Origin of the sequence: Bacillus sp. SA1-12 (assembly GCF_000981385.1) — a bacterium.
GTDB lineage: Bacteria > Bacillota > Bacilli > Bacillales > Bacillaceae > Metabacillus.
This window is the reverse complement of the sequence record NZ_LATZ01000115.1, coordinates 1-19,393: the sequence shown is the minus strand read 5'-3', so window position 1 is coordinate 19,393 and position 19,393 is coordinate 1. Positions and strand designations below refer to the sequence as shown.

The following is a 19,393-nucleotide window of genomic DNA, read 5'->3' as shown; positions in this document are numbered from 1 at the left end:
ACAGGTATATTTACCATTTCTTTATAAGGTTTCATTGTTTAATTAAATTTTAAGTGAAAAATAAAAACGGCTCTCTAATATGAAAGACGTTTAGATTTTTACTTATAAATTAGAAGCCATTAATTCAGCTTGCTGAACCACTGTTTCTACAGCCATTTTTTGTAGGTCAGGTGGGTAACCATATTTCTTCAATAATCTTCTAACGGTAATACGCATTTTTGCTCTTGCAGATGATCGCAAATTCCAATCAATACTCATATTTGACTTAATTGCTTTGGTCAATTCATGAGCAATAGCTTTTAGAATCTCATCTCCCATAACTTCCTTGGCTGTTTCATGGGAGGATAAAGCATCGTAGAAAGCAATTTCTTCTTGTGAGAGTCCACTCTCTTCACCGCGCTTGTAAGCATCATTTACCTCTTTAGCCAATTCAATAAGTTCTTCTATAACCTTTGAAGTCTCAATTGTACGTTTATTGTATTTCTGGATAGCCCCCTCTAACAGGTCAGAGAACTTTTTAGCTTGGACAAGATTTCTTCTTTGGATATGTTTAACTTTTCCGTTTAATAAACGATTCAACAATTCTACAGCTAAATTTTTATGAGGAAGTGCTTTTACTTCAGCTAAGAATCCATCTGATAGAATAGATATATCAGGTTTATCAAGACCTAATGATTGATAAATATCTACAACTTCTTCTGAAATTATAGATTTTGATATCAATTGGTTAATCTGTGCGTCGAGTTGTGCTTGTGTTTTCTTTTTCTTATCTTCAGGTAGTAACTTAATAATTCCTGATTTGACAGCTTTAAAGAATCCAATTTCTTCATTAATTTCTTGTGCTGCTTCTTCAGTAGAACATAATGCAAAAGCCTTTGCCAATTCAGTTACTAATCTTAGGAATTGTTTCTTATGATCTTCTCCAAGTCCAATTACAAAATCAACAGTTTCTATTATTGCTTGCATTCGTTCAGTTGGTTTATCAGATTGAAACTTACTGTAATTATGTTCATAAAGTAATTCTTGAATCAATTCGTATTTCTCCATCATAATATCGACAGCAACAGAAGTATCTACACCTGCGTTCTCCTTATCGCTATCAGTATACTGACTTAAAGCCTCTTTCAAGTTATCTGCAATTCCTATATAATCAACAACTAATCCACCAGGTTTATCTCTAAATACACGGTTAACGCGAGCTATTGCCTGCATCAAGTTATGGCCTTTCATCGGCTTATCAACATACATAGTGTGCATGGAAGGAACATCGAATCCTGTAAGCCACATATCCCGAACAATAACTAGTTTTAGTGGATCGTTATTATCCTTCATACGTTTAGCTAAATACTCTCGTCTTCGTTTATTTCCGATAAATGGTTGCCAGTCTTCTGGATCACTTGAGGAACCGGTCATAACAATTTTAATAACACCTTTATCATCGTCATCACTATGCCATTCAGGACGTAGCTTTATGATTTCTTTATATAAATCAATTGCGATCCTTCTAGACATAACGACCAACATGCCTTTACCAAAGATAGCATTCTGACGGTTTTCAAAATGGTTAACAACATCTTTTGCTAAACGTTTTAAGCGTTCATTTGCACCTGCTAACGCTTCCAACCGAGACCACTTTGATTTTAATTTCTCACGTTCATCTAGCTCTTGATTTTCAGTAATCTCATCATATTCTTCATCTAATTGTAAGTCTTCTGGCAAATCTAATTTGATAATCCGACTTTCATAAAATATCTTAACTGTAGCACCATCTTCTACAGCTTGGGTCATATCATAAATATCAATGTAGTTTCCAAAAACTGCGGGAGTGTTTTTATCCGATAACTCAACTGGTGTTCCAGTGAAACCTATGAAAGACGCGTTTGGTAATGCATCACGTAAATATTTAGCATACCCGTATTTTAGGTTTGCTTCGGATTTGGATTTTTTAACTTGAGCCTCGAAACCATATTGTGAACGATGAGCTTCATCTGCCATAACAATTACATTTCTTCTATCAGTTAAAGATTCAATTGTTTCTTCACCATCTTCAGGACCAAACTTCTGCATTGTTGTAAAAATTATCCCACCAGATTCAACTGACAGGAGCTCCTTAAGATGTTTTTTATCTTCTGCATGTTTTGGAGTTTGACGTAAGAGATCACTTGATTGACTAAATGTTGTATGAAGTTGTTCATCTAAATCATTTCGATCTGTAAGAACAACAATTGTAGGATTATTTAATTCCTGAACTAACTTACCTGTGTAAAAAACCATCGATAAACTTTTGCCTGATCCTTGCGTATGCCAGATAACTCCAATTTTCCGATCTCCATCCTCGGAAGATGCTCGTTTTGCTTCTTCAACTGCTTTATTTACCGCATGAAATTGATGATAAGCACCTAGTATTTTAATGACTTTCTCTCCACTTACTTGGAACAATACAAAGTTTTTAATTATATCAATCAGAATGTTAGGTTTAAACATGCCCTTGATCAAAACTTCTAGCTGTGGAATAGAATTCGAGGCAATAGATTTACCATCTACAGTTCTCCACATCATAAAACGCTCTTCATCAGAAGTTAATGTACCTGCTCTCGCATTTAGTCCATCACTAATTACCATAAATGAATTGTACTGAAAGAGAGAAGGAATAGTATTTTTATAAGTTTGTAATTGATTATACGCATGAGAAATCCCCACATTCTCATCAGTTGAACTCTTTAATTCAAAAACAACTAAAGGAAGACCGTTTACAAAAACAATAACATCGGGACGTTTATTAGTAGAACCTTCTTGGATACTAAATTGATTCACTACCATAAAGTCATTCTTTTCAGGTTCCTTGAAATCAAATAACCATAACTTTTTAGTAGCATTTCGACCATCTGATTCCCGAATTTCCACATCTACACCATCCGTCAACATTTTCTGAAAAGCCTTATTGCTCAATAAGAGACTTGGATGTTGAGGGATTGTTATTTTCCTAACAGCTTCTTCAATTGCCTGGAAAGATACTCCCTTATTTATCCTGGAAAGGGCATCTGTAAGACGCCCCTCTAAGAATACAGTTGAAAAATCTTCACGTTCAATTGAATCCCCACCAGGAGAAAGATCGGGTCCATAAGCTATTTCATAATTTAACTCTTTAAACCAATCAAGTGTAGCTTGTTCTAATTCATCTTCATTAAATTTGAACATTGACCTCTTCCTCACTTTCAATCGGAAGTTCAATTTTCCCGGATAGTATTTTCGGTAACAAGATATCCCTTAATTCTTTAAGATTAAAATTTTCTAATGCAATTGTTTTTAATTCCTCTAAAATGGGATCAAACATCTCCGATATTCTATCAAGTAGTTGTTGATCAGGATATAAAATTTTTATTCCATCAATATCTTTTTTAGATAGATGGATAACTGTAGTTCCTACTTTACCAAATTCAATTTCCTTAATTGGCTTTTTCAAAGCAAAATACAAGTATAAATGAGGTAATATTGTACTTTTTATCTTTACAACTCGTTGATTTAGAAGAGATCTTTTCCCTTTCCAAATATGTCCTTGAAATTCTCCATCCATACCAATTAATAAATCACCTTGATCAATAATATATTTCTCTTCATAATCTTCCGTTGTATATATATCAGAATAGTCATTAGGTATATTTCTAATTCTAATTAAAGGAAGTCCCTCTTTGTTTTCATTGAAAAGTTTACTTTTAAAAGCTTTACCGTATGTTATTTCAGCTACTTCATTAAGATGTTTAATTTTCCATCCTGCAGGTATTTCACAAAACTCACTGTCTACCATGTTTCCACCTTCAGAGCTTTCACCTTTATCTTTAGGGGGTTTAAAGTTAATAAACCACTTTTTATACAAAGTTTCAGTAAGTTGTTCAAGTGAAGAAATAATTTGAGAATTAACCTCTACTTTTTCATCTATTGATCTTAAAATTTTAACTAACCGTTTTTGTATCTCAATAGGTGGAACATGTATCTTCATTTTCTTAAGAAGAGGTATTCTAATATTACTCACTACTGAACCTGTTCCTTCATTCATTTTTATTTGATGTTGTAAGAAAGGTGTTTGCAAAGAATAATATAAAAAATCCGGTAATATCACACTAGTGACTGCTTTTAACTGAAGCATACGTTGCCCTAGAAAGAATTTATCTTTGGATTTAATTATTCCAACCTCTCCCATAGGAGCTTCTCTAGTTAATATTACATCATCAAACTCAAGTTTCCCTCGAATACTCCATGCCTCATAAGTATCCTTTGTTACATATTTAACATTTTGTTTATCAATTTTTCCGTTCCTTATGTTAGATGTTCTAAGCATCTTATATTCTGTTTCATAATCTACAGTTGGTGCCGTTTTGTGTAAACAATCGGTTACAATACAAACATCATCAATAGTTAAAATAGGCCAATCTTTAAACCTCATATCCAATCCCCCTTAATTCATGGCGGATTTCCTCTTCTAATTTCTTCGATTTAGCAAATTGTTCTGCAAGCCCCCTAGTTAAATTAATCATTTTCTCCTCAAATGCTTCATCGTCTTCTATAACTTCTTCTAATCCTACATAACGACCAGGAGTTAAAATGTATTCTTGCTCACAAACTTCTTCTATCTTTGTAGACTTACAAAAGCCGGCTATGTTTTCATAGGTTTGCTCATTTGTACCTCTCCATGCGTGGTATGTTTTAACAATTTTTCTTATATCTTCATCGCTAAACTCTTTATGAGTACGATCTGCCATAAACCCTAATCTACGTGCATCAATGAATAAAATCTCTCCTTTTCTGTTACGTTGACCATTTCCTCCTTTATTACGTGTAAGAAACCATAAACATACAGGAATTTGTGTCGAATAGAATAATTGTCCTGGTAGAGTTACTATACATTCAACTAGATCAGCATTTATCAAATTTTTCCGAATTTCTAACTCACTAGAAGTATTTGAAGACATAGAACCATTTGCTAATACAAATCCCGCAGTCCCACTAGGAGCGAGTTTAGATACCATGTGTTGAATCCAAGCGTAGTTTGCATTATTTACAGGAGGTACACCAAAGTTCCAACGTGAATCCTCTTTTAATCTATCTCCCCCCCAATCGCTTACGTTAAAAGGAGGGTTAGCTAAAATATAATCCGCTTTTAAACCTTTGTGTAGATCGTTGTGAAATGTATCAGCGTTATGTTCACCTAAATTACTATCAATACCTCTTATTGCTAAGTTCATTTTAGCTAATCGCCATGTAGTAGGATTAGATTCCTGTCCATAGACAGCGATATCACCTAGTTTACCCTGGTGTTCTTCAACAAATTTTTCAGATTGTACGAACATACCGCCTGAACCACAACAAGGGTCATATACTCTCCCTTTATACGGCTCAACCATCTCTACAAGCAACTTAACAACAGAAGATGGTGTATAGAACTCTCCACCGTTCTTACCTTCCGCGCTCGCAAATTTACTTAGAAAATATTCATAAACACGACCTAATATATCTTGTGAACGGCTTTCCTTATCTCCAACTTTGAAAGAGAATAAATCAATTGTTTCTCCAAGTCTTGTTTTATCAAGTGAGGGACGAGCGTAATCTTTTGGTAATACACCTCTTAAAGATGTGTTTTCTTTTTCAATTGCTAACATTGCATTATCAATAATTTGTCCAATTTCAGGTTTTTTCGCATTGTCTTTAATGTAGCTCCAACGAGCTTCTTTAGGTACCCAGAAGATATTTTCAGCTTCATATTCATCTTTATCTTCAGGATCAGCCCATTCATCTTCTGATAACTCTTTATGCTTTTCTTCAAACGCATCAGATACGTATTTTAAGAACAATAGACCTAATACTACATGCTTATATTCACTTGAATCCATTGATCCACGCAATTTATCTGCCATTAACCAAAGTTTTTCTTCAAATCCTACATTCGCTGTCGAAGCCATTTTGTTTTCTCTCCTTGAAATGAGTTTATAGTACTATTGTAATAAAGTTGCTTTTATATAAAAAGAGGGGGATTGTAAATTATTATTTAGCGATAAAAAATTAATCTAATAAATATTATAAAATAAAAAAGCACCCATGAGGATGCTTATTAATTATCATCTAAGTATAAAAGTCTTCCAAGTCGATTAAACTGTTTTAATGCATCTAGAGACCATCTTCTTCTTCCAACCGTTAATTCCTCGAATAAATCTTTTTCTAAATCAAAATATCCCTGTTTTACCCATGAGAGTTCCCATAAATTATGGTATTGTCTTCCAGCTCCTTTTCTATCCAATGATCCAGTACATTCTTTACACCAAATCATAATAAAATCTATGTTATCCGGATAGGTAGTTCCATCAACCATAACATTTCCTGACCAATTTGGCAGTGGCTTATTACACTCATCACATCTTGGTGTTCCCATTCTATTTTCCTCCTATTTAAAAAGGTACAATTAATTTGAATGAATCCTTTGTTTGATCCAATTCAATTATACCGTCTTCTTCTAAACTTAATAGATTGGTTACAATAACTGACTTAAGTAGGTCTGATTTTCGTTGGAGTTCTTCAATTTTTACCCACTGATTTAAATTGTAGTTGTCTAATATTAATTTTTCTAACCTTTTCTTTACTGGAACCAATCGCTTTCTTGAATTTTCCGTATTATTAATTACAAATGATTCAGGTTTAAAAATATTTAATTCTTTATTTCTAAGAATTTTTTCAATCTCGGAAATGTCAATTTTACTTTCTTCATTCGGCCCTTTACTTATTTCTGCTGATGATCTAATTTCATTAATAATATCTTCTTTCCACTTATCAACTTTAGAAAGTCTATCCACTAAGTCTTTATTTAACAATAAAGACTCATTATATTGTTCTCTTGTGTTCTCCAATATTCCCTTCAAATTACCAAGAGAAGACTCCAGATTGTCAATAGCATCCTGAAATTGACGTATACCCTCCTTTTGACCAGTTGCATCAATAAGAGTTATCACAATAGCTAATACTGCCAATATAATTGATATTAATGTTGCTGCGAAGTTTAAATTTTCTCCTGCTCTAGTAGAACTCCCGAATATTAAAGCTAAAACTGCTACAACTCCAATCATTAAGATTATACATAAGTAAATAAAATCTCTTAGTGGCACCATTGCCCTCTGCTTAAAAACTTGTTTCTCTTTTACCACTTTTAAACCCCCGAAATATTCCCATTTTTATGTCGGCTTATCTAATTCGACATAGGATGACACAAATCCTTTAAAAAAAGAAAAATAAAGAACTCTTTTTTAGCCCTATTATCACTAAAATGAGAAAAATATAAAAAATAGTTAATATTGAAGGTTATAAAAAGGATTATGTATGATTTATATCAATAAGGAAGGGGATGAAATTTTGAGTATTAAAGTTGATAAAAGTTGGAAATGTGAATTTGTTAGAGAAGGAGAAGAAGACATCAGGGATATCATAAAACGTCAATTTGTTAATTGGATAAATGAACAATATCCTTATCCGGTAATAGCATTAAAGGATGACATTATTAAGGAGCATTTCAAAGAAGAGTATTTAAATAAGAAGATAAATAGTAATTCCAAACTAAATTAATTGCCAATCTTCTAAAATGTTTTGGAATCGGTAATGTTCGAATAGGAGACGCTTTTTGAAGGGAGTCCCTCCAATCTATAATTAATTATTTTAAGACGAACTCTAACCGACTCCAAAATATTATTTTGAAATTACTTATTGTAGTAATAAGTTTTATATTCAGTGAGAGATCCTGCTTTTACTTCAATGCCTTTTTTTAGGATTATATCGTGATATTTTTCTAAAAGCTCTGCAAATTTCAATTCTGAAACTCCAAAGTCAACTTTACTAGAAACATGCGTTCCGTGATAATTTACAACAGGCTGAAAGATATTTAATTGAATTTCTTTGTTACGTTTGACATAATAGATAAACTTATTAATAACTGAAAGTTCCTTTTCCTTGATCTCTTCTACGTAATTGTCTAGGTCAAAAAGATCAAAATTGCCATATGATCCTTCCATCTTAACGTTTAAATTAGCTAATTCAGCTCTAAGAGTTTCCATATAATCTCGATCTTTAGCTAATCTTCTTAAATCAGCAATGTTTAAAGTTGTTTCTTGGAGAAAGTGATATAAGTTTTTATTGATATTAGCTATGAAACCTAACTTCTTCCACTTGCCGTTATAATCTTCTTCATGCTTTCTCATCCAGTTAACTAGACCTTTTGCAATATTTTTAATCAGTACTTTATGACCGTGAATAGGTAATACGAATTATAGGAAAATACTTCCAATTTACTAATACAGCTTGTAAAATTAAATTGACTAATTAAAAGGGGGATGAGGACATGAAAGAATATATTAAAGTTGAAATTACTTCAGATGATAATACTGTAGACAAACTTATGAAACAAGGATGGGAGATTATCGCGACTAATAATTATGTAATCGAACCTCCTGATTCACGTACACAATATCATTTAGGTTTACCTGCAAAGGTTCGTATCGAAGAATTAAGAGAAATTATAAGACAATATGAAGAGTTTGGTTTCAAAGGTCAGCTACTACAAAAGATTGCTGAACAGAATGAAGATAAACTCGAAGATTATACAGAACACGGTGGCAGACCTGCATATGGCGAAACTGTTAACTTCATTAAGAAATACGAAGATGTTGTGAATAATAAGAATGTAAATCTTTACACAAAACTTGATCCGATGTTTTAAGTTGAAGCTCCTATCCAGGGGCTTTTTTTATATAACCTCACGCTTAACACTTATCGCGGATAACATCTACTTACTCCGATTTTTAAAATTTGTTAATTAGTTAACCATCATCAAATTGAAGAAAGTTAACGAAATTACAAATTGTACTGTCGTGAATTTCAAGATAGTCAACTATTCAGCAAATTACGGATAAGTTGCGCAAAACATCAATTAATTTATGCTACTTTATATCTAAAAGATAAAAGGAAAATATATCTATTTGTCGAATATAGTAGGTAGAAAGTGAGGTGATAACATGATTGTTAACGAAGAGATTACATTAATCAAAAAAGAATTTTCTAAGATATATGATTCTTTTGATACTAAGAATAAACAACAAGATGAAGCGTTATTATTGCTTGTTAGTCTTATTGAAGTATTGAAGGGAAAGGGTATAATAACCCAGCAAGAAATTGACAACAAGCAAGAAGAATTAAAGAGAAAGTTTTAATACATAAGGCATCCTATGGGGTGCTTTTAATAATTTTATATAAATATCTTCATTGAATAACAAAGATTTTCCAACAGATTAAGGAGGAATTAGTATGGAATTAGATTTCCCGAAAAAAGGTAAAAAATTATTTGTATCTACAAATAACTATTTAGAATTCTCACATTTTGGTTAGGGAGATGTAAATTCACAATTTTACGGTTATATAAAGGGGTATAAGGAGTCAGCAGATACACTTGTCAACTTCGCTTTAGCATCTAGAAAGATTTCAATATTAGACACTTATATCTTCCCTATTTTATTTTTGTACAGACAATTTATCGAACTTTCGATAAAATCATTGTATTTGGAGTATTCAGAGGCACCAATCCAAGAAAAAATACAGGCCATTAAACAGGCCAGTCACAATTTAGCTTTCATGTGGGATAAATTAAAACCTATATTAATTGATGCTAGCAAATCTCAAGAAGAAAAGGATATGATTAATGCTGTCGATAGTTATATATTGCAATATCATAGTTTTGACAAAAACTCATTTAAATTTAGATATCCAATTGACAAAGACTACAATCCTATTTTAAAAGATGAAGAAAGAATCGATATTGTAAACCTTAAAGAAAGAATGACTGAATTGGAGCATTTCTTTAGTGGTGCTGATGGGAAATTAGATTACCTACAAGAGTGTAAATATGAACAGGAGAAATATCTTCAAGAAATTGAAGCTGAAATGAAAGCAGAGTACGAAGCTGAAATGAGAGCAAATATACAGGGGTACTAAAGAAAGGAGAGAGGTAATAAACTCTCTCTTTTTATTAGATAATTTCATCCCCCTAATCTTGAACAGCTATTATCTTTAATTTTTGTACATCTTGTTCTAAATTTAAAGAATGCATTTTTCTATGACAGTTAGCACATAAAGCAACTGTATTTTCAATCGAATCTTCCCCACCATTTGCCAACCATACAATATGATGTGTCTCTAGGTAAGGATCACCTTTTTTAGTTTTGAACGGCGCAGGTTCTTCACATAATTGGCAGATACCATTTGCTCTTCTTTTTGCGTATTCAGAAACATAGGCATTCCTTTCATATCCATTCGTTGTTACATTTCGGGAACCAGGCTTACTAGGAGCATATGAAGTTCTTTTCTTTAACTCATCATCATTAAGTTTTTTAGCTTCCTTTTCCTGAATTTGTTCCTTTGATTCTACGGCATTTTTACTAATAAGAACTTTTTCTTGTCCATCCATTAACTTTAGAGGAAACACATAAACTTTACGAGGTGTTCCATTTTTATCAGGTTGAGTTTCTGTGTAGGGCTCATCTGCTAAATAAACTTCCCCCTGATATATGTATTGACCTTTCTGGAACACTTCAAATAAATACAAGGTTGTAGTTGTACCTTCTCTATTTGAATTATTTAATGTCTTATTTTGCTTGTAATCTAAACTTTGAGGACCTTCAAGCCCCATTCCAGTGTAATGAAAAACATCCCCAACCCATCGATCATCGTAGATAGATTTAGTGTGGTCGGAAATAATAATTAATGCATTTGCGTATGTTGATTTTCTCATTCCACCTGAAATTCCAATCTTAAAAATGTCCATTAGTTCTCTATTTTTCAAAACATCTGAAGGTTTTAATCCATGTTGAAAGCTCATATTCCAATCCTCTCCCAATACTATGTAATTCAATTATAGTATAAAAATCCCATTAGTCTTCTATTTTTTCTTTTAATGACTAGTCACTTAATCATGAGAAGGTTACTATGTAGAGCTTTCAATATATGCTCACCAACTCTCCCCTCTTCTTGATAAAGGCTTTTTGTTCACTGTATAATTTTAAATTCACAATAATAGTGATTTTATCTTGACTTGTTTTAGATGTTTTTACTTAATTGGTTGAGACTGTGGACAACGGCTAGAAAAGTCGCTACCTTAATTCACAAGATAAAAAATCAAGTGAACTAGATAGGTGACTTTGATCCTTAATTGTATATCAGCTTGTGGTATCCGTTTATCAACCCTATTGTCGCGAGAATATTCTTCTCAACAAGCCTACTGCGTCAAGTAGCCCTAACAGGTTCCCTTCCGGTACTTATGGCTTGTCCTACAGGTATATCTACCTCTACCCTTCCTTCGACAGCACTAACGTAGCTTTCACGCTTCAGATACATACAGCAATAGGGAACTGTATATTGTATCCTAGACTTATTTTCTGCATCGGCTAAGTCAAAACCTGACCAGTTTTTGTTTTTAGTCGAGTTATTGGGCAACCTCGACCGAAACACCTAAAAAAGACAATAACAAACTAAACTCCTTGAAATTCTATTTTTTTTAATTTATAATAAAGGAGATTAAAGTGTGTTTCGTATTTTGTTTTCATTTTGCATAAAATTCAATCATCGAGGTAGAGTGATTAGGACACTCTACTTTTTTATATTTTAATAGCTTAAAGTTTCTCTTTTTTTAAAAAACAATAAAATCAATGACATAATATAATCTCTACGATACCTCCCCTATCTCTCTCTTATTTCAGTAAATTCAAAGGTGTAAATTCTCTGTGCTTGTCCTTAACATCATTACTAAATAGATTTACATAGACTTTCACAATCTCGAATGAACTGTGACCTAAAATTTGTTGTAATTCGAAAATACCTGCCCCATTCTGTACTGAAAGTTTTGCAAAAGTATGCCTAAAAGTATGTGGTGAACATCCTACATCCTCAATATCTGCACTCTTTCCATACTTTATTAACATGTGTTGGATTGCGCGTTTAGTAATTCTCTTATTATCCAGGTTTAAAAATAAAGCATCCTCTTCTACAAAAACCTCTGATAGCTATATATTTCTTTAATTGCTTCTTCATATCACTTGATAAAGGAACTACGCGTTGACTTCTATCTTTCGCCCTCCTAATTTTTAAGTTTGAATCCTCAAAACTGATATCAGTAATATCTGTATGGATCAACTCATTAGCCCTGATACCTGTATCAAGTAGAAGCATCATAATAGTAAAATCTCTAAATCCGGTAAATGTTCTAAGGTCAGGTTGTGAGAACAGTTCTTTTATTTGTTTCTTACTAAAGGTATTAATTATAGTCCGTTGATCTTTTAAGAGCTTTAATTTTTTAACAGGATTGTTTGGTATATAACCTTGATCATATAGAAAATTGAAGAAAGCTCGTACAGCTCTTAAACGCGTATTGATAGTAACTACTTTTAATCCTTTTCTTCTCATATACTTAATGATGCACTATTTAATATGCTCACTGGTTATCCTTGAAGGATTTATATCTACTTCCTGTTCTCTTAGATACTTATAAGTAATACCTAACTCACTCCGATAATATTTAATTGTGTGTTCCCTTAAATTCCTTAACTCACAATCATTTAGGAATATCCTTAATGCTTCATCAAAACTTGTTACATAAGACTTTGAATAACTTATCATTCTTTCATGATCTAAATCGGTTAGAACGTTATTTCTCCTAGTCATATTACACGACCTTTCTCGTACGATTTTGTTTCGTTTGATCGTTTTTAAAAGGTAACAAAAAAAGACCTCCTAACATATAGTTAGAAAGCCTTTAAATTTAACGATTATTCATCATTTTCAGATACCAGTGGTCGGGGTCGAACCGATACTCCCGAAGGAACACGATTTTGAGTCGTGCGAGTTTACAAATTCCGATACAATGGAAAAGCAAAAGGTTAATGGTGTCGAGGATAAACCATGCTATTCTCAGGTATTTAGATAACCCAAGTGATAATTATTTATAATAATGGATATTAAATTTTCCTTTGTCTTAAATATCATTTATTAAAATCAAATCATCATGATAGAATATACCTTCTCTACCATTGTTGAATTTAATCAAATAAGATATTTTTTCCCCTGAGTATATTTTTGATATTGTTCCTTCCTTTTCTGCAAAATCAATTATATAATAATAATCTTCTGATTCATAAGAATTGTTATCAGGTGTAATTACCTTAATTTTCTGATTGAGATTAAATGGAAATTTATCAATACTTTCATTAAGCAATTTTCTCTTGTTTTCAGTACTAGTAAGCAAAATATGACTTTCTATAGATGAATTAAAAGCTTCTGATGAGTCTGATCTAACTCCGCAGTTAAAGATATTGAGTTCTTTTTTCATAATTTACACCTTCAATTAATATCTTTGTAGCATATTCCTCAATAGTTAGTCCTTGTTTTTTTGCATTTTGGACTATATTTTTCTTTAAATGAGAAGGAATGTGGAGAATTAGTGATTCTAAATCACTATCAATAATAATCCCATTATGACGTACTTCAAGCTTCCCTTCTATTAAATGTTTTTCAATAATACTTATCTCTTTTTGATAAAGCTCCTCAGTAAATCCTTCAATAAATACAGGCTTTACCTCTATGTAAATAGATTCTTTTTCACTACTAATTTTTATGTTCTGTGGACCTAGATGGTCATAAAAAGTTTCAATAATACTAAAAACAGGTGAATTAATATAGTTGGGTTTTGGCAGCTCTATAACTGCAAATCCCCTCTTAGTAATATATTTTTTTTCTACTAGCTTTTGCTTTTTATTAAATCCTTCTTCTTTTAATTGTGTTAAAGAAAGGATTCTGCCATTCTCAGTAATTGCCTTTCCATCCTGTCCATCAAACTCCATAATTCTAGCCTTTTCATTTGTTCTTTCATTAGTAAAGACTTGAAATAAGAAAAAGCCTTTTTTCTTTAAATAAAATTGTTTCTTATCCTTCTTTCTTGTTTTTTGATTTTCTCGATATCTATCAAGATCTTCTTGTTCTATAAAGTAAAGTTCCCTACCTTTATATAATTTTTTTGTAGCAGGGAGTATCCCTTTAGCAATATATGAAGCTACCGTTGTAGGGTGAATATTTAACATTGTTGCAACTTCTCCTGTTGTAAGACCAGGCTTTTTGAACTCATCTTTTAATTTCTCTACCTCTTCTGGGCGGAAAAGTAATGATTCATCTATCTTCCATTTATCCCTATAAACTGGCGTTAATTTATTTTCTTTTACATATTTATAAATAGTAGAAACTGAAACATTTAATAGATTAGCTACTTCATTCGTTTTTAAAAATTCATTATGTAAAGACATAGTCATTACCTCCCATTATTTTTAATTTCGCCGAAACCCGTATACTTTCTAATATCTATAAAACTATCTATTATCCTAGAGTTATAATTGAAAAAATTTTTATAGAATCTCATATGATATATATTACCATTCAATTCATTATTTGAAGTAATAAAATATTGAATTGAATGTTAGAAGTTTCTTAATAAATATATATAAATTTACTGTTAACTATTAAAAGGCATCCTAATTTCATTTTAACATTTTGTATATATGAAATGTAAATAATTATAAATCTATATAGATTGGATTCAAATAATGAAAAAAATGACCTTATAGGTTGAAGAGACAAATAGGGGATTTTTCTACTTCAATTATATTTTTAAGGTTATTTTCTTAATAAGTCCCCTATTACTGATTGTTTTAAATTTATTGATCATTAAAAGAGTGTTATATTTAAATGGATACATAAATATATATTCAAAGGAGGTTCTCTTTTGAAAGGTATTATTACTTTGAATAATCTATATAATAGAAATATTAAAGCTGATAGTGAAAATAATGATGCTAATCTCATGAACCTTGAAAATGTTGATAAAATGACTAATATCATGATCAACAATGAGTTATATAGTGAAATGATAGACTTGATTGATCTTAATAGTAACAACGACTATTCAATGTTCAATGATTTAGAAATGGTTTATCTTTTCGTTCATAAAGAAAAAGATACAGATAAAAAGAAAAATCGTTCTGAAAATACAAAACGAGAATACATAAGAGAATTGTTGTTATTTTTAAAGCAATTTAGTCTCCAAGGCTATCTTTACGATTTTAATAAGCAAAAGGTAACTACTTTGTCTTTACTTAAAGAACTTAATTCACGAAATATCAGGAAATATCAAGAATGGTTAATAGAGGTTCCTTTAGGTAAAAGCAGTAAACCTTACTCAGTTACTACGATTGCAAGGAAAACGGTAATTTTAAGGGCATTTTTAAAGTTTCTATATAATGTTGGATATATAAAAAATCCCCTTTATGAATCATTGCTAAGCAGCAATGTACATAAAAGGGATTTACCAAATAGGGATCTTAATTCCTCAGAGGTAAAACAATTATTAGAATATTTTAAAGATCATCCAATTGTCTATTGTTTAATAGCTGTTTTAACCACGACAGGAATTCGAGTTTCGGAGTTATGTGGTACAAGGGTATCTGATCTAATATATGATGAAGGTACATTTTGGTTAAAGGTGATTGGAAAAGGTAATGAAGAGGGTGAAGTTAAGATTCATGATAATGTTATGAAATCAATCCTGGCATTTAGGGAACGTAGAGGTTTAAGTACTGAAGTTTCGTTATCTGATCATTCTCCGTTATTTACAACAGCAAAAAATAAACCATACAATTATAAGTACTTATCAAATTATTTAACTAGAATTATAAATAAAGCAGATATACCGTTTGTTAAACATAGAGAATCACCTATCACGCCTCATCATTTTAGACATGCTTTTGCAATTATTTCTGCAGAACAGGGAGCGGATATACTGCGAATTAGCCAATCACTCAGACATAAGAAAATTGACACAACAATGATTTATTTAGAAAGAAAATTAGCTAGAAAAAATAATGCTGCTCATTCATGGGATAATTCAGACTTTGTAAATTCTATTTGAAAAAGAAAGCCCTCAAATTAGTATATCATCTTAGGTTATTTACTAATTTGTGATTATAGAATTTTTTTAAAAAAAAGCCACTCACTTTATTTTTTATAGGGAGTGGTTATTGCAATTGGTTAAATTATTTACATGACTACTTTTCAAAATGAGGAGAAGAAGCCTTAACTATTTCTTCAATAAGGTTTCTATGTCCTTATTACAGCACGCCACCCATCTTTACTTAATTTCCTCACATTTTCACCAACTTACATACCTACGATTTTCTAACAAAAATATAATAGTAAAAAAGGGGTTTCACATGTTCAGGTGGATGATGCTAGAGGGCAATTAAATTTTCTCATGATAGTTTAAAACGATTTAGCATAAAGCTTCAGCAAGAGCATAAAAAAATTTTCATCAAAGAGCATGAACAACATAAATGGCGAGAAACCAAAGATTCTCGCTATTTTATTATCCGTATTAACTTCTGCCAGTTCTGTAAAATAGCTAACAAGTATAGATGCATCACTCATCGACATCTTTTTATGAAAAAATATGAATACATATACGATATATATTATGAGTGTTATATTTTACCGAAAGTGCCCAGTCTAAGAAAATAGAGAATAAATACAAAACCCCATTTCAATCAAAGATTTGAAATGAGGTTTGTCTACTGTTTGAAATATTTTTATTTAAACATAATTAATTAGGGATAAATATCAGGAAATTATTTTAATACTCTTATTAGAGCTACATTTTTCATATTTATGCTCCAATAAGAGTATATTTTCTATAAACTATTTAGATAAACGGTTAAGTAATACTTCTTTTTCCATCTCGAATCCAGGTTTTCCAAGTAAAGCAAACATATTTTTCTTATATGCTTCAACACCTGGTTGATCAAAAGGGTTTACTAAAGATAATATACTAAAAAAAGTAGCCCCTTTGTTTTTTCACTAACATTTATGTTGGTACCATTCTAGTTTTGAAATGCCTTCATCGCAAGTTGTTTAGTACTATATTAACAATTTTTCTTTTCAAAAATATAAAAGTTAGTTTCTCTTTCACCCACCTCCAAGTTAATTTTTCACTTTAAAATAAACTGCATTAAATTATCTTGAATCTATATATCTCATTTACGAGATAATAATATTATAAACATTTTTTTTTGTCAAAATATAAGCTCCTTATTTTTTAATAAAGTTTATTAGGCTACTAATTTGATACTTTATTTGATAAAAAAAGCTTGTAGGAGCATAGTATCCTGACCATGCCTACAAGCTAAAACAGTATGAAAACTATGCTAGTTTTCTAATTCAATTAGAATTTTGCAGCAAGTTTTGCAACTTTCTCTAATCCATCTGCAATGATTTCTTGTGAGAGATCGCTATATTGATTATGCCCTTCAATTACAACTGTTTCAGGATTTGTAATACCCCAGAAACCAAGAATGGTTGTTACATAGTTAACAGCCATCTCCATAGACGCCATTTGCTCAGAAGAGTAATCTGAACCACGAGCACTTAAAACAGCAACTTTTTTGTCCCCGGCTAGTCCAACTGGACCTTGTTCTGTATATTTGAATGTTTTACCTGCTTGAGAAATATAAGAAATATAGGTTACTAGTGGAGCAGGAATAGTGAAATTCCACAATGGAAAAGCAAAAACAACTTTATCAGCAGCTAAAAATTGGTTTAAGTATTGTTCAACTAAATCTACAACTTTTGCTTCTTCATCTGTTAACTCTAAACCCTGGCTACGTTTGTATCCGCCAGTAATAGCAGTATTTCCGAAGTATGGAAGATTAAGATTAAAAAGATCTAGTTCAGTAATTTCTGCATTTGGATTCGCTTCTTTAAAAGTGTTTACAAATGTTTCATACATTTTTGAACTAATTGCTTGGTCTGCTGGACGATCATTTGCCTTGATAAATAATACTTTTGACATTACTTTATTCTCCTTTGAGTTTGTATTTTTTACTTTATTTTTAAATAAATTTTTTAAAAAGCCCATTACTTATCATCAAACCTTTCTAATCAACATTACTAATAAATTAATTTTTTAAAATTCATAACTGTACTTAAATTGGGGTTTTTTACCTTAAATAACAGGGTCAAGTTAGAAACTAACCTGCTCTGTGAATAAAATCAAGGTTATCTTGTTTAGAGAGTAATTTAGATACTGATAACCACTTACTTCCATTAAAAACAAGGTATAAAGCCATTGCTAACAATGCCAAATCTAACTCGTAACCTGCCATTTGACCATTACCTAAGAATCCAATTGCAAGCTTTACTTTAAGTGTTGCTCCAATCATAAGAATTGATAATAAAAGAGAAATTACTTTTGTTCCTAATCCAATAATTAAAAACAACCCGCCAACTAATTCAATTGTTGCAACTCCATATGCAAAAAATCCTGGTATGCCAATGCTACTAAACCATCCTACAGTATTGTCGATACCGTCTTGGAACTTAACTAAACCATGAATAAAAAAGATTACACCTAGTATTACACGTATAATAAGTGCACCTACCTCTTTTCTTAAATCCATTATGCAAACCTCCAAAAAATTAAATTGAAACCTGATTTCCTGGTAACATCTCGCTGCATCTTTAACTTTAAAGTCGATTAGTGACCTTATTCCCAGTTATCAAGTTATCACAATTTTAAATATAATTAATTAAAATATAATTAATTAATATATTTTTAACTCGAGATAAATATTAATGCATGTACTTACTTTTGTCAACTATACTTAAAATTTTTACTAGTTTTAACAGTTTAGTTTTCTTTAAAAATAGGGCCAGTTTGTTGTGCGAAATGTTTCTAGCTTAAATTGGGAATGGTCACATTACCCAAGTAAAGGTTAGACAGTTCCTTCCGGAACTGAAGGATTATATCGAAGAATCAAATGGTGGGGTAACGCCCTGAAGGGTTCTCTCTTAGTCGAATAGCACTTGAATTAGTAAGAATAATAGTGTTATAAGCTCGGCGAAAAGGCGTGAGAATTTACCGTAACAGTTCGGCTGACGAAAGCCTACCCGAGGGGGTGGTGTAAATCATGATGCTTGAGTTGAATGAATATGGTGAGAATGCAAAAGAACCTAAAGTAAAAAGGTTAAGCTGACGAACTTCTGAATGTACGGGTCTAGACTGGCAATACATAGAAATGTGTATATCACCTAATGTGAGGTTAGCAGTGGATGAGTAAGAATGACAATTATGAAAGTCCATGATGTGTTACAGGCATATGAACGGCTAACAGGCTTACAGGAAGCACCTAAGTTCATTCTATAATAGATATAATTCAACGTTGTAAGCTGATAACGTGGAGGACTTACTTTCTATGAAGCGTTGATAAGGAAAGCAATAATGAGA

16 protein-coding genes and 2 pseudogenes are annotated in these 19,393 nt (G+C 31.5%); 5 read left to right on the top strand and 13 right to left on the bottom strand.

What is annotated here, in order from left to right; translation table 11 throughout:
- Nucleotides 1-102 precede the first annotated feature (102 nt).
- The 5 genes from WQ54_RS19365 to WQ54_RS19345 form a co-directional block, all read right to left on the bottom strand.
- Nucleotides 103-3,198, bottom strand: coding sequence for a type I restriction endonuclease subunit R (locus WQ54_RS19365; protein WP_046586480.1), 3,096 nt, complete (start codon nt 3,196-3,198; stop codon nt 103-105).
- Complete coding sequence (locus WQ54_RS19360; RefSeq protein ID WP_046586476.1) at nt 3,185-4,441, bottom strand: restriction endonuclease subunit S; 1,257 nt, start codon at nt 4,439-4,441, stop codon at nt 3,185-3,187. Before WQ54_RS19360 ends, WQ54_RS19365 begins: the two co-directional genes overlap by 14 nt.
- Nucleotides 4,431-5,954 (bottom strand): class I SAM-dependent DNA methyltransferase, encoded by a 1,524-nt coding sequence (locus tag WQ54_RS19355; RefSeq protein ID WP_046586475.1) that lies wholly within the window; start codon nt 5,952-5,954, stop codon nt 4,431-4,433. The genes WQ54_RS19360 and WQ54_RS19355 overlap by 11 nt, the downstream gene beginning before the upstream one ends.
- Nucleotides 5,955-6,103: 149 nt before the next feature.
- Entirely contained in the window at nt 6,104-6,421 is a 318-nt protein-coding gene (locus WQ54_RS19350; RefSeq protein WP_046586473.1) for a hypothetical protein, read from the bottom strand.
- Between the two features lie 16 nt (nt 6,422-6,437).
- Complete coding sequence (locus tag WQ54_RS19345) at nt 6,438-7,187, bottom strand: hypothetical protein (protein ID WP_046586471.1); 750 nt, start codon at nt 7,185-7,187, stop codon at nt 6,438-6,440.
- Between the two features lie 205 nt (nt 7,188-7,392).
- Here WQ54_RS19345 and WQ54_RS19340 point away from each other — a divergent pair, with 205 nt between their 5' ends.
- The gene (locus tag WQ54_RS19340; RefSeq protein WP_156178025.1) at nt 7,393-7,602 is read left to right on the top strand and encodes a hypothetical protein; all 210 of its coding nucleotides are present in this window, start codon (nt 7,393-7,395) and stop codon (nt 7,600-7,602) included.
- A gap of 131 nt (nt 7,603-7,733) precedes the next feature.
- Here the strand turns inward: WQ54_RS19340 and WQ54_RS19335 are convergent, their stop codons facing one another.
- Nucleotides 7,734-8,231, bottom strand: coding sequence for a hypothetical protein (locus WQ54_RS19335; RefSeq protein ID WP_046586468.1), 498 nt, complete (start codon nt 8,229-8,231; stop codon nt 7,734-7,736).
- Between the two features lie 140 nt (nt 8,232-8,371).
- On the opposite strand from WQ54_RS19335, the gene WQ54_RS19330 reads away from it, so the two are divergent.
- The 3 genes from WQ54_RS19330 (at nt 8,372) to WQ54_RS19320 (ending at nt 10,017) form a co-directional block, all read left to right on the top strand.
- Complete coding sequence (locus WQ54_RS19330) at nt 8,372-8,749, top strand: hypothetical protein (RefSeq protein WP_046586466.1); 378 nt, start codon at nt 8,372-8,374, stop codon at nt 8,747-8,749.
- Between the two features lie 295 nt (nt 8,750-9,044).
- Entirely contained in the window at nt 9,045-9,239 is a 195-nt protein-coding gene (locus WQ54_RS19325; protein WP_046586464.1) for a hypothetical protein, read from the top strand.
- A gap of 346 nt (nt 9,240-9,585) precedes the next feature.
- The gene (locus WQ54_RS19320; protein WP_156178024.1) at nt 9,586-10,017 is read left to right on the top strand and encodes a hypothetical protein; all 432 of its coding nucleotides are present in this window, start codon (nt 9,586-9,588) and stop codon (nt 10,015-10,017) included.
- A 52-nt stretch (nt 10,018-10,069) separates the two neighbouring features.
- Here WQ54_RS19320 and WQ54_RS19315 read toward each other — a convergent pair whose 3' ends face one another.
- From WQ54_RS19315 to WQ54_RS19295, 4 genes and pseudogenes are all read right to left on the bottom strand, one after another.
- On the bottom strand, nt 10,070-10,900 hold the full coding sequence (locus WQ54_RS19315; protein ID WP_046586461.1) for an HNH endonuclease: 831 nt from the start codon (nt 10,898-10,900) through the stop codon (nt 10,070-10,072).
- Nucleotides 10,901-11,768: 868 nt separating this feature from the next.
- A pseudogene (locus WQ54_RS19305) lies at nt 11,769-12,738 on the bottom strand (tyrosine-type recombinase/integrase).
- Between the two features lie 310 nt (nt 12,739-13,048).
- On the bottom strand, nt 13,049-13,402 hold the full coding sequence (locus tag WQ54_RS19300; protein ID WP_046586456.1) for a hypothetical protein: 354 nt from the start codon (nt 13,400-13,402) through the stop codon (nt 13,049-13,051).
- On the bottom strand, nt 13,377-14,369 hold the full coding sequence (locus tag WQ54_RS19295) for a helix-turn-helix domain-containing protein (RefSeq protein WP_046586454.1): 993 nt from the start codon (nt 14,367-14,369) through the stop codon (nt 13,377-13,379). The genes WQ54_RS19300 and WQ54_RS19295 overlap by 26 nt, the downstream gene beginning before the upstream one ends.
- 476 nt (nt 14,370-14,845) lie before the next feature.
- On the opposite strand from WQ54_RS19295, the gene WQ54_RS19290 reads away from it, so the two are divergent.
- A complete protein-coding gene (locus WQ54_RS19290) occupies nt 14,846-16,027 on the top strand; it encodes a tyrosine-type recombinase/integrase (RefSeq protein ID WP_052737875.1) in 1,182 nt (393 codons plus the stop codon).
- A 782-nt stretch (nt 16,028-16,809) separates the two neighbouring features.
- Here the strand turns inward: WQ54_RS19290 and WQ54_RS34820 are convergent.
- From WQ54_RS34820 to WQ54_RS19280, 3 genes and pseudogenes are all read right to left on the bottom strand, one after another.
- Nucleotides 16,810-16,926: pseudogene (locus WQ54_RS34820) on the bottom strand (hypothetical protein); the annotation flags it as partial.
- Nucleotides 16,927-17,332: 406 nt separating this feature from the next.
- On the bottom strand, nt 17,333-18,025 hold the full coding sequence (locus tag WQ54_RS19285) for an FMN-dependent NADH-azoreductase (protein WP_046586452.1): 693 nt from the start codon (nt 18,023-18,025) through the stop codon (nt 17,333-17,335).
- Between the two features lie 112 nt (nt 18,026-18,137).
- Nucleotides 18,138-18,566 (bottom strand): DoxX family protein, encoded by a 429-nt coding sequence (locus tag WQ54_RS19280; RefSeq protein WP_046586450.1) that lies wholly within the window; start codon nt 18,564-18,566, stop codon nt 18,138-18,140.
- Between the last annotated feature and the right edge of the window lie 827 nt (nt 18,567-19,393).

Excerpts from the sequence above, each read along its gene's own strand:
- WQ54_RS19285 (WP_046586452.1), bottom strand. The coding sequence starts at position 18,025 with ATGGGCTTTTTAAAAAATTTATTTAAAAATAAAGTAAAAAATACAAAC.
- WQ54_RS19325 (WP_046586464.1), top strand. The coding sequence starts at position 9,045 with ATGATTGTTAACGAAGAGATTACATTAATCAAAAAAGAATTTTCTAAG.
- WQ54_RS19280 (WP_046586450.1), bottom strand. The coding sequence starts at position 18,566 with ATGGATTTAAGAAAAGAGGTAGGTGCACTTATTATACGTGTAATACTA.
- WQ54_RS19300 (WP_046586456.1), bottom strand. The coding sequence starts at position 13,402 with ATGAAAAAAGAACTCAATATCTTTAACTGCGGAGTTAGATCAGACTCA.
- WQ54_RS19315 (WP_046586461.1), bottom strand. The coding sequence starts at position 10,900 with ATGAGCTTTCAACATGGATTAAAACCTTCAGATGTTTTGAAAAATAGA.
- WQ54_RS19355 (WP_046586475.1), bottom strand. The coding sequence starts at position 5,954 with ATGGCTTCGACAGCGAATGTAGGATTTGAAGAAAAACTTTGGTTAATG.
- WQ54_RS19330 (WP_046586466.1), top strand. The coding sequence starts at position 8,372 with ATGAAAGAATATATTAAAGTTGAAATTACTTCAGATGATAATACTGTA.
- WQ54_RS19335 (WP_046586468.1), bottom strand. The coding sequence starts at position 8,231 with ATGAGAAAGCATGAAGAAGATTATAACGGCAAGTGGAAGAAGTTAGGT.
- WQ54_RS19295 (WP_046586454.1), bottom strand. The coding sequence starts at position 14,369 with ATGTCTTTACATAATGAATTTTTAAAAACGAATGAAGTAGCTAATCTA.
- WQ54_RS19365 (WP_046586480.1), bottom strand. The coding sequence starts at position 3,198 with ATGTTCAAATTTAATGAAGATGAATTAGAACAAGCTACACTTGATTGG.
- WQ54_RS19350 (WP_046586473.1), bottom strand. The coding sequence starts at position 6,421 with ATGGGAACACCAAGATGTGATGAGTGTAATAAGCCACTGCCAAATTGG.
- WQ54_RS19360 (WP_046586476.1), bottom strand. The coding sequence starts at position 4,441 with ATGAGGTTTAAAGATTGGCCTATTTTAACTATTGATGATGTTTGTATT.